The organism is Paenibacillus sp. EKM301P (assembly GCF_011800295.1).
Classification (GTDB): Bacteria; Bacillota; Bacilli; order Paenibacillales; family Paenibacillaceae; genus Paenibacillus; species Paenibacillus polymyxa.
Genome location: NZ_JAALFM010000021.1, coordinates 1 through 16,061 on the forward strand (window position 1 = coordinate 1; position 16,061 = coordinate 16,061).

General features: G+C 45.2%; 11 protein-coding genes, 1 tRNA gene and 1 pseudogene. 5 read left to right on the forward strand and 8 right to left on the reverse strand.

The window, feature by feature from the left end; translation table 11 throughout:
• Nucleotides 1-291 precede the first annotated feature (291 nt).
• A complete protein-coding gene (locus HFD99_RS24045; RefSeq protein WP_153795111.1) occupies nucleotides 292-1,551 on the reverse strand; it encodes a Kelch repeat-containing protein in 1,260 nt (419 codons plus the stop codon).
• A 170-nt stretch (nucleotides 1,552-1,721) separates the two neighbouring features.
• Nucleotides 1,722-2,162 (reverse strand): NucA/NucB deoxyribonuclease domain-containing protein, encoded by a 441-nt coding sequence (locus tag HFD99_RS24050; protein ID WP_167441022.1) that lies wholly within the window; start codon nucleotides 2,160-2,162, stop codon nucleotides 1,722-1,724.
• Nucleotides 2,163-3,591: 1,429 nt separating this feature from the next.
• On the opposite strand from HFD99_RS24050, the pseudogene HFD99_RS24055 reads away from it, so the two are divergent.
• Nucleotides 3,592-3,930: pseudogene (locus tag HFD99_RS24055) on the forward strand (ran-binding protein 10); the annotation flags it as partial.
• Nucleotides 3,931-3,952: 22 nt separating this feature from the next.
• Here HFD99_RS24055 and HFD99_RS24060 read toward each other — a convergent pair.
• From HFD99_RS24060 to HFD99_RS24075, 4 genes are all read right to left on the reverse strand, one after another.
• Nucleotides 3,953-4,186, reverse strand: coding sequence for a hypothetical protein (locus HFD99_RS24060; RefSeq protein WP_167441023.1), 234 nt, complete (start codon nucleotides 4,184-4,186; stop codon nucleotides 3,953-3,955).
• Between the two features lie 188 nt (nucleotides 4,187-4,374).
• The gene (locus HFD99_RS24065; protein ID WP_167441024.1) at nucleotides 4,375-5,787 is read right to left on the reverse strand and encodes a helix-turn-helix transcriptional regulator; all 1,413 of its coding nucleotides are present in this window, start codon (nucleotides 5,785-5,787) and stop codon (nucleotides 4,375-4,377) included.
• Nucleotides 5,788-6,364: 577 nt separating this feature from the next.
• Nucleotides 6,365-6,436 (reverse strand) — tRNA-Thr (locus HFD99_RS24070).
• 73 nt (nucleotides 6,437-6,509) lie between these two features.
• Nucleotides 6,510-6,857, reverse strand: a complete 348-nt coding sequence (locus HFD99_RS24075) for an MTH1187 family thiamine-binding protein (protein WP_016819451.1) — start codon at nucleotides 6,855-6,857, stop codon at nucleotides 6,510-6,512.
• A gap of 521 nt (nucleotides 6,858-7,378) precedes the next feature.
• On the opposite strand from HFD99_RS24075, the gene HFD99_RS24080 reads away from it, so the two are divergent.
• The 3 genes from HFD99_RS24080 (at nucleotide 7,379) to HFD99_RS24090 (ending at nucleotide 12,689) form a co-directional block, all read left to right on the forward strand.
• On the forward strand, nucleotides 7,379-9,712 hold the full coding sequence (locus tag HFD99_RS24080) for a ribonucleoside-diphosphate reductase subunit alpha (RefSeq protein WP_026065484.1): 2,334 nt from the start codon (nucleotides 7,379-7,381) through the stop codon (nucleotides 9,710-9,712).
• A 20-nt stretch (nucleotides 9,713-9,732) separates the two neighbouring features.
• Entirely contained in the window at nucleotides 9,733-10,764 is a 1,032-nt protein-coding gene (locus tag HFD99_RS24085) for a ribonucleotide-diphosphate reductase subunit beta (RefSeq protein WP_016819449.1), read from the forward strand.
• Nucleotides 10,765-10,934: 170 nt separating this feature from the next.
• Nucleotides 10,935-12,689, forward strand: coding sequence for a methyl-accepting chemotaxis protein (locus tag HFD99_RS24090; RefSeq protein ID WP_016819448.1), 1,755 nt, complete (start codon nucleotides 10,935-10,937; stop codon nucleotides 12,687-12,689).
• Between the two features lie 228 nt (nucleotides 12,690-12,917).
• Here the strand turns inward: HFD99_RS24090 and HFD99_RS24095 are convergent, their stop codons facing one another.
• On the reverse strand, nucleotides 12,918-13,754 hold the full coding sequence (locus HFD99_RS24095) for an HAD hydrolase-like protein (protein ID WP_031462733.1): 837 nt from the start codon (nucleotides 13,752-13,754) through the stop codon (nucleotides 12,918-12,920).
• Between the two features lie 170 nt (nucleotides 13,755-13,924).
• Here HFD99_RS24095 and HFD99_RS24100 point away from each other — a divergent pair, with 170 nt between their 5' ends.
• On the forward strand, nucleotides 13,925-14,419 hold the full coding sequence (locus HFD99_RS24100; RefSeq protein WP_031462732.1) for a hypothetical protein: 495 nt from the start codon (nucleotides 13,925-13,927) through the stop codon (nucleotides 14,417-14,419).
• On the opposite strand, the gene HFD99_RS24105 is transcribed toward HFD99_RS24100, so the two are convergent.
• On the reverse strand, nucleotides 14,403-16,049 hold the full coding sequence (locus HFD99_RS24105; RefSeq protein ID WP_031462731.1) for a bifunctional ADP-dependent NAD(P)H-hydrate dehydratase/NAD(P)H-hydrate epimerase: 1,647 nt from the start codon (nucleotides 16,047-16,049) through the stop codon (nucleotides 14,403-14,405). The genes HFD99_RS24100 and HFD99_RS24105 overlap by 17 nt on opposite strands.
• Nucleotides 16,050-16,061: the final 12 nt, after the last annotated feature.

The following is a 16,061-nucleotide window of genomic DNA, read 5'->3' on the forward strand; positions in this document are numbered from 1 at the left end:
GACGTAACCCCATCGTACCGAGGCGCTCGTTTTTGTGCAAAGACCAGATTATTCGTTTTACAGGAATTCTAACGGGAAACGTTAGTTCAATGAAACAGATGAAGCAGCGACAGTCTAGGGCATATTTTCTCGTCCTAGCCTACCGTTGTTTCTTTTATTGTAGTTATCAAAACTTTATTTTCAACATACATTTAAAGTTGATTCATATCAGTTCCGCCTTAAATGTCCGTCTGTAAGCAATTTTTCAACTAAAAAGCTCTGCCGACCTTAAGGTTAGCAGAGCTTTTTAATTTATTTAGAGTATTCACTTACTTCAAACGTTAGGATACGATCATACAGCATGTAGTCCTTACGGCTGCTAAATGGTCCTTTGTTGTTATCGTGCTTGTTGATTGCATATGAAGCCGATCCAGAACCAGCCTGTTTGCCTTCATACCAGGAGATAAAGTCATTGACCTCTTTCATACTCAAATCAAATTCCTTCTCTAAACCGGTTGTCATGGTGACTACCAGAATAGCACGATCTCCCACCGGGTTATTGGGTTGAGAGGTTCCTGGATCTCCCGGTTGGCTTGGAGAGGTTCCTGGATCTCCTGGTTGGCTTGGAGAGGTTCCATTATCGCCAGGCGTATATTTCTCAAAGACTGAAAAGTATACGGATTTATTAGAGCCACCTGCAACATATATTGAATTATTCAAACTAATTGCTGACAAGAATCCCCTTGCAGTCGGCATGCTGGTTACTTTAGACCAAGTGTCTGTCTTAGGATTGTATTTTTCAACTTCAGCTGTTCCTGGTCCGCTTATTGTATCAGTAGCTGTATTACCTCCAATGGCATATATTTCATTATTTAGTACAGCCGATGCCAACCCCATACGTGGAGTGGACATCGGTGACTTTGTTGTCCAGGTATTATTCTGAGGATCATACACTTCAATAGAAGAAAGCATCCCTTTTGATTCGTTAATACCACCTATGACATACACCTTTCCATTTACTAATACAGAAGTTGTATATCTACGAGGAGTGGATAAATGAGCCTTCTCTGTCCATATGTTGGTACTTGGGTCATACTCGTAAACTTTGTCTGATGAATCGGTATACTTGGTGAATCCACCAATTACAAGAAGCTTTCCATTTACAAATTGAGCAGCATAACCAGCTACATCATTAGGAAATGATTTTCCTTGTGTCCACTCATTTTTCAACGGGTCATAGATATCTAATTTGTTATTTATAGGCTCGCCACCTACAATGTATATTTTACCATCATATACAGCAGCGTTAACCGTTCCTCTCACTGCTGGAAGTTTTCCCTTTTGTGTCCACGTTTTAGCTTCGGGATCATAAACATCAATCGTGTCATAAAATTTGTTCTGGTCATGTCCCCCTATTGAATATATCTTTCCATCAATAGCTAAAAGGTTTACTCTGTCGATTTTTTTAGTTAAATCGGTCACGCTTGTCCATTCATTTTGTTCAGCAAATATTTGTGTTCCTGTTGACAAAAAAACTATGCAAATAATAAAAACGGTAAATACTTTTTTCAAAACAATTTCTCCCCTCCGTGTTCTTGTATGCATAAGATTACTCGATTCAATCTAGTGAGTCTAAACATAAACTTGCTTATCTATAAATATAATCTATATATTTGCATATTTAATTTTTATTGGGTATAAAAAAGACTCTATTGGCCGTCAACCGTTAGAGTCTCTCATCCTTATTTCACTATGAATCTTACCTTTGTTCCATCAGCATACTTATCTAACTGATGACTTACCCATGATCCTGCTCCCCGGTTATCACTAGGGGTTATGTATCTGATATCAGCACCTGCGCCACCTTCAGCACACATTGCCATTGGCCACTCGTCGCGATCATATCCTTTTTTAGTCGGATAGCCTTTGAGCGACTCCCTTCTGTTTTCTTCAGCTCCATCACGGTCAATCGTACATACAGCAGAATGTCCAGCTGCTATTCCATCTCTAATATGCGCCCTGGTTTCAGGGTAGCGTGAACTTGGGAACTCCAACGTATACCCAGCTGCTGTATGTTGGTTGATTGCTGTCGGTTCAGCATAAACACCTTGTACCGAGAAAATAGCAGCTAGTAAAAAACAATTAATCCTCTTACGATTCCTTTTATCATACGACACCTCCATAGTATTTCAAATCTTCTCAATACTATATTGGGAGACATGTCGAAGTATCGCATAGCTTGTCGCAAAACAAAAAAGCCTATCAGTGTATAGAGTGACAGAGAGTAATTACTGCTATAAAAATTTAAATTCTCATTTCAACTTTTATTTGAATATATATACATTAATGTTTAGACATACCTTTTTCTTTTTTGTATGCTTACCAAGCAAATAAAACAAAAGGGGCATATTTATGAAAAAACTAGCATTAACATCTTTGTTATCCTTACTTCTTTTACTTGGTTTTAATCAGAATATCTACGCCGCTTCAGTAGGTGAAAAATTAACTTCTCCCGAAGCTGGTTGGACAAGATTTGATGACAAAGACCCTAATATCATATACCGAGGAAATTGGAGAGATAATCCTGGTTCTTTATACTACTCCTCAAGTATGAAACTCACAAGTAGCATTGGTGATACAGCTTCTTTTCCTTTTTTCGGAGATAAAATAAGGATTATCACCGATTCAAATACAGACCATACAAACAAATTAAATATTGAGATTGATGGTGCATTAGAAAGCTTCACACTTAATAGAAGTGCTGGAGGACAGTACTTGGTCTATGAAAAACTTAACCTAACTAATAAATGGCATACTGTGGTAATCACAACAACTGAAACAAAAGTTTCTTCCATTGACGCTATTGATATTAGTAAGGACGGGTTATTGGGTGATTCTACTATCATCGAAAGAGTGAACGTAACTCCTGAAGAATCAAGCGTTGTACTGGACTGGGGCCAAATGGGACTAGCAACTACATATTCAATTAAAAGATCAACGATTTCTGGCGGCCCCTATAAGACAATAGTCGACGATTTAAAACAACTTAAATATAGTGATACCGATGTTATTAATTTCAAAAAATATTATTATAAGATTGAAGCATATGATGATTCAGGCAATTTAATCTATGCTACTAAAGACTATAGTGTGACTCCTCCTTATGCTGCCGTTGAGAGTATGGAAGGCTTCACACCTCCCATCGGTACAACTGCCAAGGCAACTAGCACTTATAGTAATCAGACCGCAGATAAAGCATTGGATAAAAGTTTAGATACAAAATGGAATGCGTCAGTTCCTGTCGCTTCACTTGAGTTAAATTTTCCTAGGCGTTTGAAAATGAATTTTATTCAGTTAGCTGCCCAAACAACGCCTCAAGCTCAAGTTGATTATACTATTTTTGGACTAAAGGATGGAGAATGGACTCAAGTAAGCCCTGTCTCAACTAGAACTGTGAGCGCAAATACACAAATGAGAGTATTAGATCGTATTGATATTACTGAGGGCGTGTACAGCGCTATTAGAATTAATGTTGATGCCCGCTCATCATGGGCTTCCATTCATGAAGTAACGCTTGGTATTATGAGTGAGTTACCCATCGATCCAGATTTCCCTGGTACCGAAACGCCAACTCCCGATCCGAACCCAACACCAAACCCTAAACCTGAACCGTCTAATCCTAGCGTTCCAACCGAACCATCACAACCAACTAGTGACCGCGCAATTTTGGTTGTGACACTGGATACAGGGTTGGAAAAGGAATTCGACCTGAGCATGAAAGAAGTAAACTCTTTCATTTCTTGGTACGAAGGTAAACAATCTGGATCAGGTACAGCATCTTATGCTATTGATAAGCACAATAATAACAAAGGTCCATTTAGTACCCGTAAAGACTACGTAATCTTCAACAAAATCCTTACGTTTGATGTTAGCGAGTATTCAACTAAATAAACAACAAAGGACTCCATACTGGTTACATACCAGTGGAGTCCTTCTTCACATCTACTCTAAATTCAAATTGATTCCGTATGTAATAAGCTCCGGCAATCTTGACCGAATCAGGCGAAACCTTTTCTATAGTGCCACCATAATCTACAACCGACACCATATCCTCTCTCAACGACTGAACAACGTACACTCTTGCTTGATTTAAAGCAGCAGCAAATAGTCCGATATCGGACTTTAACACTTTATATGTATGGTTCATGCTGATCACCTCAGGATAGGTAATTAATGGATTGTGTAGAAACCCCTTCAATGTATAAACCCGCCGACCAGTTAAGGTTAGCGGGTATTTGCTTTACTTACGTTTAAGCACCGCCAACTTGGTCAAACAATTGTACGATTTGGCTATGGTTATTCGACTGAACAGGTATAGTACCAATAAACAAAAAGCTAGCCGCAATGATTAGCAGTACCATTTTCTTTAACATTATCTAACCACACCTTTTCAATGAATTTTGAGAATTTTTGTATTGTTTCAGGAACCGCATGAGTACGGAAATGCTCAAACTGCCCTATACAGTTTATATAAAAACTCTCATTATTTAGTGTATGATAACTTACCATTGAATACATCAAGTATTTGAAGCCATCGTCGTATGTACCTCGATGTAAATGATAATACGCTAACTCATAACTCAAACGTGCATACTGTTCTGGTATAACTTGTTTCGTATACATATCAGATGACGATTGCTGCACAAAAGAATCAATAATCATTTCAAACCGTTTAAGTATATCATTCACGTCTAACTGGTACCGATTAGCAGCAAGTATTAAGTTCAACAGTTTAGTAACCATTTCATTATCGACCTTTGAGGCAGCAATGTATTCTACATAATCCGGAAGTACACTTATCTCCCCGGACAGGAGTGTATTAACATAAATATTGCATTCTGCCCAGTTTTGGAACAAGCCAATCCAGTGTTGGGTGGCCTCGTCCGTCGTCTCTTTGACCCAACCTAAATCAGCGTAGGCATATGTATATTGTAGAGCTTGTTGATAATCGCCTTTGGCTTCACAGGCACTTGCGCACAACAGGTCAGCATAGGAAATATATACAAACAACGGTCGACTTAGCTTATTGACAGACTCATCCCGCTCTCGACTCCGTTGTTCATGTTTCATTGAATATTGGATTTCTGCCTTGGCTCTCATTTTCCTCGCCATTTCGTCAACCTTGTCCCATTTACGCAAAGACCTGTATACATTAGCCAAATCCTTCAACGCATCAAGCTGGTCACTTTCATCCAGCCGTTCGACAAAAGCTTCAAACACCGCTGCCGCCCTAATGTTACGACTTTGATCGTCTCCAATTTGAATCGTGAATATGCGATATTGACAGACTGCCAAGCGTTCAGAATGTTGATATTTCTCCGCTTCAGCTACCCCCTCATAGAGCAGTAATGCAGCCGCATTTCTTCCCTGCGACAACAATTCCTCTGCAATTTCAAATAGCTTGGGTGAATACAGCAGATTGTCCATGATGGCTCCCACCACTCGACGAATCACATCCAACTTGTCCAACTCTGCACAGCGATACAAAAATGGCTCGATTCGCCTCATATTCGGAGGATGGTCGACGATGTAATTTTCCACGAACAAGTCGTAAAAGTGACCTTCTGGTAAGCCCATAGCCTCAGTGATTAAATCAAGCTGGTTAACAGACATGGACTTATTCCCTGTCACAATGGCGCTTACGATTCCCCTATTCATGCCTGCTATATGCCCAAACTGCGTTAGACTCATGCCCTCTTGTTGTAAATATCTATCTAATTCCGCTCGAATCGTAGGTGTATGCTTCATGACATAGCCACCCTTCGCATAGAAATTCCAGTATTTTATAATCATTTACTATTTTTGTAAAGGAATTAACCAGTTGTCAATATCTTTTTTGCGAATCATGAGGAAAGGCTACGTTTATCATAGGCCACTCCTGCCGACTTGGCATTGAAGCATCCGTTTTAAGTTCGTTTACCCTTGTCCCTGCTCACAGTTCGACCGTCGCACTAAAACACTACTTATCCCCATTCCGTCCTTACGCATAGATTGCGTCCTGCTTGCATGCGTCCACAAGCCTTGTGTTATCAAATTCCAAACACTACGGGCATAATAGCGCTCAATAAGTTTACTCAAAACCAACTTAAAACAAGATGAATCCAATCAACCGCTTCTAAGATTTCTCTTACTTGATCCACTATTAGCATTCAAGAAGCGGCATTAAGAAACATTGGGAATTCTAATTACAGGGGAACCCATGAACATTGAAAAATCCACTTTACTATACTAAAGGGTAGAAAAATGGTAGAAGATTGTCCAAAATCACAAAAAAGCGCAGCCTCCAAAAAGCTTGGAAGCCGCGCTGTGCTTGAGTTTTATAAGATGCTGGTGAAGGGAATTGAACCCCCGGCCTACGCATTACGAGTGCGTTGCTCTACCCCTGAGCTACACCAGCAGGTCAGTGTGACTGACAACAAAAACTATTATACTCTTAGTTACATAAAAATCAATCACTTACATCAACTTTATCAACTAAGATTTGGATTTAATTCTGTAACATTCCCTGCCGTGGTTCCGGATAGCTTATCTGCGACGGATCGCAGCTTTTGGCGACTGGAGGAAGGCTTGTCACGGCGATCATCGATTTTGACCGAAGTGGAAACGCGTTTGGCTCCTGCTAGGAATGGCGCTTCGTGTAGCGCAGCAATAGCGGTGAACACATCGTCCAACGAACCTTCAATAATCGTACTCATAGAGGTAAGTTCATAGGTAATTCCCTTTTGCGTCTTCAACACTTTTTGCATTTGAGCAACGTAGTCGCTCAGGCTCGTACTCCCCGTTCCAATCGGGATTACTGTCACTTCTGCAATGGCCATCACCAAGTTCCTCCTTTAAATTGAAAAAATCATCTTTTTTAAAATTCTAAAAACTCAGTCGATAAAGCAACCTTGTTCTTCAAAAAAGTTCCATATGTATACGGCTTATTTTAGTAGGAAACATCTTTATCATTTATTGTACCGTTCACTCCGTCTCAATTCAAATACAGCCCGCGACTTCTCTGCATATTTTGATTTTCCATTCCTTTTCCTTTACGTATGGCTTCGAATGTTGCTATAATACTCCTTGCACTTATTTGAAATTTTAAGTTTATATACACAATATGTTGGGTTAAATATTCATAACACCTCTAAATATAGTGATGTAGCCGATGATTCCTACGGAAACCATCTTTTTTCCTTCATTGGCAGGCGCATCGCTATTTCTATGTTATTGGATTACATACAGCCCCAAAATGCTGTCTGACCATCGCTTTTTTCACCAGTTTCTTTTCTCAGATCATTTTCATGCCTATTCCCTAAGTATGAATTCCAAATCAAGAAAGCGAGGAATTAATCCTATGCCACAACTCGTAACCAAACCAAACAATCGCCAGTTGGCCTTTGATGAAATACGTATATCCGTATATGCTGACCGTGTACTCAGCGGGCTGGACAAGCTGGATAAAGATCGACTCATTCGCGGTGTAACTAGTAAGCTCCGCCGGGACGAAGTCACTGGAGATGAGATTAGCAACGCATTTGCAATGGCTGCTCTAGAACTGGTTAGCAAGGAAGAACCGGACTGGAAATTTGCCGCTGCGCGTGCTTTGCTCACTTCCCTATATAAAAAAGCGGCTACTCACCGCCGTTACAAATCCTATGCAGACGAGCCTTACGGCGCTTTTTATCCACTGATCACTGATTTAGTTCAAAAAGGAATCTACCGTCAGGAACTGCTTGACTGCTACACCAAGGAGCAGATTGATGAGCTCGGCGATTCCATAATGCCGCAGAATGACCTGCTGTTCGACTATATTGGACTGTTGACGCTGTCTGAGCGCTATTTGGCCAATGATTTTGACGGACGCGTAATGGAGCTTCCACAGGAACGCTACATGATTATTGCAATGTACCTGATGCATCAAGAGCCTGCCGACAAGCGTATGGAGCTGGTCAAGGAAGCATACTGGGCGATGAGCAACATGTACATGACCGCAGCTACACCAACCATGTCTAATGCCGGAAAAAAGGTGGCCGGACAGCTCTCCAGCTGCTTTATCGACACCGTAGACGATTCATTGGAAGGTATTTTCGATTCCAATACCGATGTAGCCCGTCTTAGCAAAATGGGTGGCGGTATCGGCGTATACCTCGGTAAAGTACGGGCGCGCGGCTCCGATATCCGTGGACATAAAAATACAAGCTCTGGCGTTATCCCTTGGATTCGCCAGCTAAACAATACAGCTGTTAGCGTAGACCAGTTGGGTACACGCAAAGGTGCAATCGCCGTTTACTTGGACGTATTCCACAAAGACATTCTGGCGTTCCTGGACCTGAAGCTGAACAACGGTGACGAGCGGATGCGTGCACATGACGTGTTCCACGGCGTATGTCTGCCCGATTTGTTCATGGAGCGGGTCGAAGCACGGGGCGAATGGAATCTGTTCTGTCCGCATGAAGTGAAGAAGGTGATGGGCTGGAAGGATGACAAGGGTCGTCCACTGGGACTGGAGGATTTTTATGATGAAGCCTTCGGTTCAGGCTCCTTCCGTGAGAAGTATGAGGAGGCGTCACAGCATCCGATCCTCTCTCGTATTACGGTGCCTGCCATTGACATCATGAAGCGTTTGATGAAATCACAGCTGGAAACAGGTACGCCGTACATGTTCTACCGCGATACGGTAAACCGTGCTAATCCAAACCGCGCCCATGGTATGGTATATTCCTCCAACCTGTGCACGGAAATTATGCAAAATCAATCTGCAACGGTAGTGGAAAAAGAAGAACTGGTCACCAAGGATGGACAAACACGCATTGTTATTTCCAAAATTCCTGGCGACTTTGTTGTGTGCAACCTGAACTCCATCCATCTGGCTCGTGCGGTTCCGGCAGGTGTGCTGGATCGTCTCGTACCGATTCAGGTACGTATGCTGGATAATGTTATTGATATCAACAACATTGAGGTGCTGCAAGCACAATACACAAACAGCCAATATCGTGCTGTCGGCTTGGGTACATTTGGGCTGCATCATCTGCTCGCACTTGAGGGCATCCGCTGGGAGTCCGATGAAGCGGTAACCTATAATGATCATTTGTATGAAAAAATTAACTACCTGGCCGTAAAATCCAGCATGGAGCTGGCGAAAGAAAAAGGCCGTTATGCCAAATTCGAGGGTTCTGACTGGTCGACCGGGCATTATTTCACTTCCCGTGGCTATACAGACGGTACACGTGAAGGCAAATTCGTCACTACGTCCGAGTGGAGCGAGCTTGCGGAACAAGTCCAACAAAACGGTGTCCGTAACGCATGGCTGTTCGCCATTGCGCCTAACGGTTCTACGTCCATTATCGCAGGCTCTACCGCTAGTATTGATCCACTGTATGAGTTGCTTTCCTATGAAGAGAAAACAACCTACAAGATCGCTAACCCTGCACCAGATTTGAATGAAAAAACCATCTGGTACTACAAAACAGCTTTCTTGCTGGATCAACACGCTTCGATCAACATGGCTTCTGCACGTCAGCGTCATATTGACCAAGGTCAAAGCTTTAATCTGTATGTACGCCCAGATATTAAAGCTACCGAATTTTTAGCGCTGCATATTCATGCCTGGAAATCGGGTATGAAGTCGACCTATTATGTACGCAGCCGCGCACTGACGATTGAAGAATGCGAAAGCTGCGCATCCTAAACTAAAGGAGAGAGGCTCTCATGCAGTTACAAAAGATTTTTAACACGGAAGCGCCTAACCGCTCTACCCGTATTATTGAAGGCGAAAACTCCGGTATCCTGAACTGGAACGATATTCGGATGCCGCATATGTACAAACTATATAAGGTGCTGCTGCTAAACCACTGGATTCCGGATGAAATTCCGATGTCCAAGGATGCGTCCCAGTTCCCTATGCTGGATGCCGAAGAACAGCGCACATTCAAAATTAATATTGGCCTGCTGGCTGTGCTGGATTCCATGCAAACCATGTTTGTCGGAGATGTAAAACGATATTTTACCGATTCCTCGCTGGAAGCTATTTCGGCCATTATCGGACAACAGGAAGTCGTGCATAACCAGTCCTACTCTTACGTGCTGTCTTCCCTGGTATCAGAGCAGGAGCAGAAGGAAATTTTTGAATACTGGAAAAATGATCCTGTCCTGCTGGAGCGTAACACATTCATCTCGGACATTTATCAAGAGTTCCGCGATGAGCAGAACCCGCAAACCTTTTTCCAAGCCATGGTAGCGGATTTGATTCTGGAAGGCATATTCTTTTACAGTACATTTGCTTTCTTTTACAATTTGGCCCGTGACCAAAAAATGATGGCCACCAGCCAGATGATCTCGTATATTCAGCGCGACGAAAATCAGCATTGCTACTTCTTTGCCGAAGTGTTCAAGCAGCTTTTGGCTGATTTCCCTGAGTTGAATACCAAGGAAAATACGGACTATGTCTATCGTATGATCAACCGCGCTGTGGAACTGGAAACGAATTGGGCGCATTACACGCTCAAAGAGGTTCGCGGCATTGACTTGAACGAGCTGAGCGATTATATCAAATACATGGCAAACATGCGCCTGAGACTTCTGGGTATGGACAAAGCATACGAAGGTGTAGATGTAAACTGTATGCCTTGGATCAAGCCATTTTCCGATGAAGCGCTGAATGCAACAAAAACGGACTTTTTTGAAGCAAAATCACGCAATTATGGCAAGGTCGGAGATGACAACGGATTTGACGATTTGTAAATCATAAACTACAAGCCTTAACTCGGTTATTGCTGAGCTAAGGCTTTTTTCTATGGGATGGAGCTTGCGTAAATATGCAAAAAATTCATGAAACATATGAATTACTATTCATATTTTCCTAGTTAAACACGATATATAGGAAGGTGAAATAATATAGTAAGGAGCATATTATGAAAAGCAAAGTCAAAAAAAGAATGGGATTACAATCCAAACTCTACTTCATCTTGCTCATTCCTTTAGTTGTGATTGGCGTCATGATTCTGTGGACGACCAAACTATCTATTCAGAATGCTTCTCTATCAACCATGCAGCTAAACAATGAAGCGTTGGCGGTGAATACGGCCAAGCTACTGGACAAATCAGCCGTCAAAAGCTTAAACACGAATCCATCCGAGCAGAGCAGTGAGTATAAAAAACTTCGGAACGAGTTAAATACGCTCAGGCTGCAAAGCGGAGTCCTGTATATGTATATGTACAATCGTGTTGGCGATGAGTGGAAGCTTACAGTGGACGGAGCTGCTTGGGACGACAAAGACTACAGTCCTTTTGGAAGTCCTGTAAGTTTTACCCGTAAAGAAACGGCAGATAGATTGAAACAAGGGGAGACGGTAACTACAGATATCACAACGGACCCTGATTGGGGAACGATGTTTTCTTCCTTTACACCCATTAAAGATACAGATGGAACCATCATAGGCTATCTGGGAATCGACAGATCCCTAGCCTCTGTAACTGAAGTATACGAGAAAACCTTGCCTGAGGCCTATCGGCTAGTTATCCCTGTGGTCTCCATCATTCTGATCATTTCCATTGCGGCAATGATGCTGGTAACACGTCGAATACTACGTCAAGTGCGGTTTATTAAAGATACACTGGAGCAAGTAGCTGATGGCAATCTTACGGCTACATCGCAGCAAGTTACGTATGATCAGCTAGGTGAAATCAGCGGCTTGACGAACCGGATGGTAGAAGCCATGTCCAATATGATTGTGGACATTCAAAGCAGTTCGAGTACACTTCAGCAAGCATCCGAGAATATCGTCGTGACATCAGAAGGAACCCTTCACCAAACCGAGGAACTGTCCCGCACACTCCAACAAATTGCCGATGTATCTACAAACCAAGCAGATCAAACGATAGAGTCGGTTCAGCAATCTGACCGCTTAGGACAAACGCTGGATGAAGTCGGAAGCCATGTGCACCAATTTACGGATACGGCGCGCCATCTCAATGAAGTCCGTAATCAGGTAGCCAGTGAACATGAACTGCTATTGGAGAAGGGACGAGAAAGCGCTCTGCGAATCAAGCAAATGCAGCGTATGTCACACGCGCTAACTGAAAAGTCCCGCGAAGCAGCTAACATTGGACAGCAGGTACAGGGCATCGTAAAGCAGACGCAGATTTTATCCTTTAATGCCTCGATTGAAGCTTCGCGTGCAGGGGAAGCTGGTAAAGGTTTTTCTGTCGTAGCTCATGAAATGGGACAACTTGCCCAACAATCTGCCATATCTATTCGTGAAATTGACGAAATCTTAAGTAGTTTTGTCGAGCAAATTGAGCAAATGGGCGATCAATTTGATGAAAATATAAACACTGTCAATGAACAAGAAAAACAAATTGCATTATGTCTACAGTCTGTTGATAAAGTCACCCAGGTATCAGAGGAAGTTGAGGAACTGGCTGCACATCTGGCCCAATTGACCACAGAAATGCAGGAGGTACGTCACAGCGTAGATCAACATCTGAAGCACACAGCCAGCGCGGCGCAGCAAACTGCCGGAATGACAGAAGATGTATCCGCAAGCGCACAGAAGCAGGCCCTAGCGGTAAAAGAACTATCCGAAGTAGCCCGTAATCTGACCACACTCTCCAACAATCTACAGCGTCATGCTGATCAGTTCCGGGTGAAAAGTTCCGACCAGTAATGATTTCGATGAACTGTGATCCGTAAGATGGACACTTGATTGAAAGTGTCCATCTTACGGGTCATTTTACAGACGAAAAGAAGTACACTCAAAAGGAGCATTCGCTAACATAGCGAATGCTCCTTTTGAGGTTAGAAAGCCAAGCTGAGTACACCTTTATCCAGGTAGATGCATACATATATAACCTAGAAGGTCAATTTAAGCACTTAAGAGTTATAGCCGTTATGCTCACGATGGGGGAATCGCAGCTGTTTTCATTGGCTTCATATAAGAAGGATAGCCTCCCGTATGCTGGAGCATTTCAATTTCACGCAAAATACGCGGCAAGTCAGCGACCGAGTTCATCACGATGTGGGCCCCTGCCCTTTTCAAACCATATATACTTTGTCTGCGTCGTTCCTCGGCTACCCTATCGTCCACTTCACAGCTTGTAGTGTGGTTCGCGGCCAAAGCACTCTCGTTATGGTTCAACACACCAATCGTCCAAACGCCGGCATTCCGTCCTTCTTGCATATCGGCTGCTGTGTCTCCTACCTTCACAATATCGCTAAGCGGGAATACCTGCAGGCGATGTGCAATTTCATAGATCATCCACGGATAAGGCCTCCCCTGCGAAACTTCACATGGGGCTACCATACAATCCAGCGTATAGGGTGACTGTGCAGGCGTGAATACATGACTCAGCATTTCCATCGGGCAGGATGCAGTAGCGCCTGACTGAATGCGGCGATCTTGAAGCTCCTGCAACGCCCTATCTATACCGACAGCAGTCTCAGCCCCTTGGATCAAAGAGCGAAGAACAGGGACAAGCTCAAGATAAATATGCTCAATATCCACTCTGCCAGGATGCGCACCAAAGCACTCCAACCATTTTTTACGAACCTCTGAAAGTCCGAGCACATTCGCAATATGATCCCGGATGGGCAATCCTCGTCCATGAGATACCTGCTCTTCAGTTACCTGTATACCCTTCCATCTGAAGATGTCGCACATTCCCTGGATTAAGCCCCGACCTCCGGGGTCTAACAATGTACTTTCCAGATTAAAAATAACCGCCTGTATCATGCAATCCCCGCCTTTCCGTACCGCGGCTATCCGCAATCTTTATTTTGCTTAGGAACATGATACACAGCTAACGTAAACTTAAATGTCGCAAACGGTAAGCGGATTGTAATTGAGAATAAATTCCTTGAATGGTTTTGATTTACCGATTGAAATGAGGAGGGAGTCGCAATATGAGACAGCCTTGGAATGAATTTAATTCTAAAATGCCTTGGCGGATGGAGCTTGGTTGTTATGCGCTGAATAAGCTTGCCTGTGGAGGATTGGTTTTTGGTCTGTTATGGGTCTACTTCTATCTGACAGAGGAAATAACGGGATTACCTGTGAGTATAGCAGGCAATAGCGGTGAACTGACCGCGCAGTTATGGGCCTATGGCTTTGCCCTTCCGGCGGCTCTTGCCGCTGATGCACTACGTAATCTTTTGCCCTGGCTTCGCAAGCCTGAGCAGTTCACACTATATCTTGCCGTAGGGTTCAGTGTCTTTCTTCTGCTAGGATCTTTGATGTCGCCTGCTGGAACGGGCATCTCGTGGAGCAACGGCATGGCAGGTGCAGGGATTACACTGCTCTATTATGGCGGAAGGCACTGGCTGAACCGTGAATATGGAGTACAGATCATGCTGGCCTTCCTCCTGCCACTGCTGCTATGGATTATAGGGCTTCAATGATGTCGCCAGCTACCACTGAGGCGGGATGCTGGCGATGGCGCGCGGCCGTTTCTCCAGCCGCACCATGCAGATACACGCCAAAGGCTGCTGCCTGTGAAGCGTTCAAGCCTTGGGCCAACAACCCTGCGATGATGCCTGTCAGCACATCGCCCGCACCGCCTGTCGCCATCCCGGCGTGGCCTGTGGTATTGACGTAGGTCGCTCCGTCGGGACACGCAATGACCGTGCGTGCTCCCTTGAGCACCAGCGTGACTCCGCGTGTCCGGGCGTACTCCCGGGCATGGGTGATACGGTCACGCTGCACCTCCGCTGTCGATATTCCCAGCAGACGTGCCATTTCACCGGGATGCGGCGTTAACACGATTGCCGCATCTCTCGACTTCCAAGCATCCAGCTCAGGCCCCGCCGAGGCGAGGATGTTCAAGGCGTCCGCATCAAGCACGAGCGGACCGCTGTATTCCTCCCACAGGCGGCGCAGCCAGCCAGTGTCCCCTGCGAAGCGGCCGAGGCCGGGCCCGACGGCCAGCACATCGCGCGCCTGCGCGAGCTGTAGCAGCTCATCTGCGGAGTCGGCGTTCCATTCGCCGTCGCTGCCTGTTGCTGCGGCAGCGAGCATCAGCTCTGGTGCGGCGCCAATGACGCGTGACAACAGCGCTTCTGGCACCGCCCACGTCACAAGCCCGCTGCCGATGCGCAAGGCGGCACGTGCGGCCAGCAGGCCCGCACCGCTCATGCGCAGGCTCCCGCCTGCGACCAGAACGTGGCCGTAGGTGCCCTTGTGCCCGTCCGGCACACGGCTGCGGCTGACGTCCACGTCCAGCGCGTCGCGCAGCGTATCGCTGGTCAGGAGCCGCAGCTGCACGCCACGCTCACGGGCAAGGCCGGGCGGGATACCGATGTAGCGTACCACCACATCACCAGCGTTTCCGACGCCCGGATATTGGGCGAGCCCACACTTCAAGTAGGCAAGGCATACGGTGACACGCGCATGAATGCACGGCTCGTGCAGCGCACCTGTGTCGGCGTCGAGTCCGCTAGGCACGTCTACCGACACGATCGGCGCGCCGCTGGCATTAGCCTCGCGAATCAGCGAGGCGTAAGGTTCGCGCGGTGGACCTTGCGTGCCTGTGCCCAGCAGGGCATCGACGATGCCAGAGGCACCGCGCAGGTCGAGGTTATCCCGACCATAGAGGATAACCGGGATACCCAGCGCCGCGATGATATCGCGCTGGGCAGCCGCTTCACCGCGTAGCTTTGCAGGCGGTTCGGCATACACAACGGTGACGCGCAGACCTGCATCGGTCAGATGGCGGGCTGCCACCAGTCCGTCACCGCCGTTGTTGCCTTTACCTACGAGGATATACCAGTGTGCTCGTTCACGTACGCCATATAGCCCATCGCTCGATGAATCCGTCCGTATAACACCGCCATGTCCTGGTACATCCCCCAGTCCTGTGTGTGTGACCACATTTATGCCATCGCTTGTTTCACGTCTCTCAGCACAAAGCTTCAGTACCTCGTCAGCTACTGCTCGCCCGGCATTTTCCATCAAGATCAGGGCCGGGATTCCCAGCTTGTCAATCGTGTACCGATCCAGTTGCCGCATTTGTTCGGCGGTCACCATATACATGCTTTTTCGCCT

What these genes read in the sequence shown, in the direction of transcription:
- HFD99_RS24105 (WP_031462731.1), bottom strand. Translation starts at nt 16,049, where the DNA reads ATGTATATGGTGACCGCCGAACAAATGCGGCAACTGGATCGGTACACG.
- HFD99_RS24085 (WP_016819449.1), top strand. Translation starts at nt 9,733, where the DNA reads ATGCAGTTACAAAAGATTTTTAACACGGAAGCGCCTAACCGCTCTACC.
- HFD99_RS24095 (WP_031462733.1), bottom strand. Translation starts at nt 13,754, where the DNA reads ATGATACAGGCGGTTATTTTTAATCTGGAAAGTACATTGTTAGACCCC.
- HFD99_RS24080 (WP_026065484.1), top strand. Translation starts at nt 7,379, where the DNA reads ATGCCACAACTCGTAACCAAACCAAACAATCGCCAGTTGGCCTTTGAT.
- HFD99_RS24090 (WP_016819448.1), top strand. Translation starts at nt 10,935, where the DNA reads ATGAAAAGCAAAGTCAAAAAAAGAATGGGATTACAATCCAAACTCTAC.
- HFD99_RS24100 (WP_031462732.1), top strand. Translation starts at nt 13,925, where the DNA reads ATGAGACAGCCTTGGAATGAATTTAATTCTAAAATGCCTTGGCGGATG.
- HFD99_RS24060 (WP_167441023.1), bottom strand. Translation starts at nt 4,186, where the DNA reads ATGAACCATACATATAAAGTGTTAAAGTCCGATATCGGACTATTTGCT.
- HFD99_RS24065 (WP_167441024.1), bottom strand. Translation starts at nt 5,787, where the DNA reads ATGAAGCATACACCTACGATTCGAGCGGAATTAGATAGATATTTACAA.
- HFD99_RS24075 (WP_016819451.1), bottom strand. Translation starts at nt 6,857, where the DNA reads ATGGCCATTGCAGAAGTGACAGTAATCCCGATTGGAACGGGGAGTACG.
- HFD99_RS24050 (WP_167441022.1), bottom strand. Translation starts at nt 2,162, where the DNA reads ATGGAGGTGTCGTATGATAAAAGGAATCGTAAGAGGATTAATTGTTTT.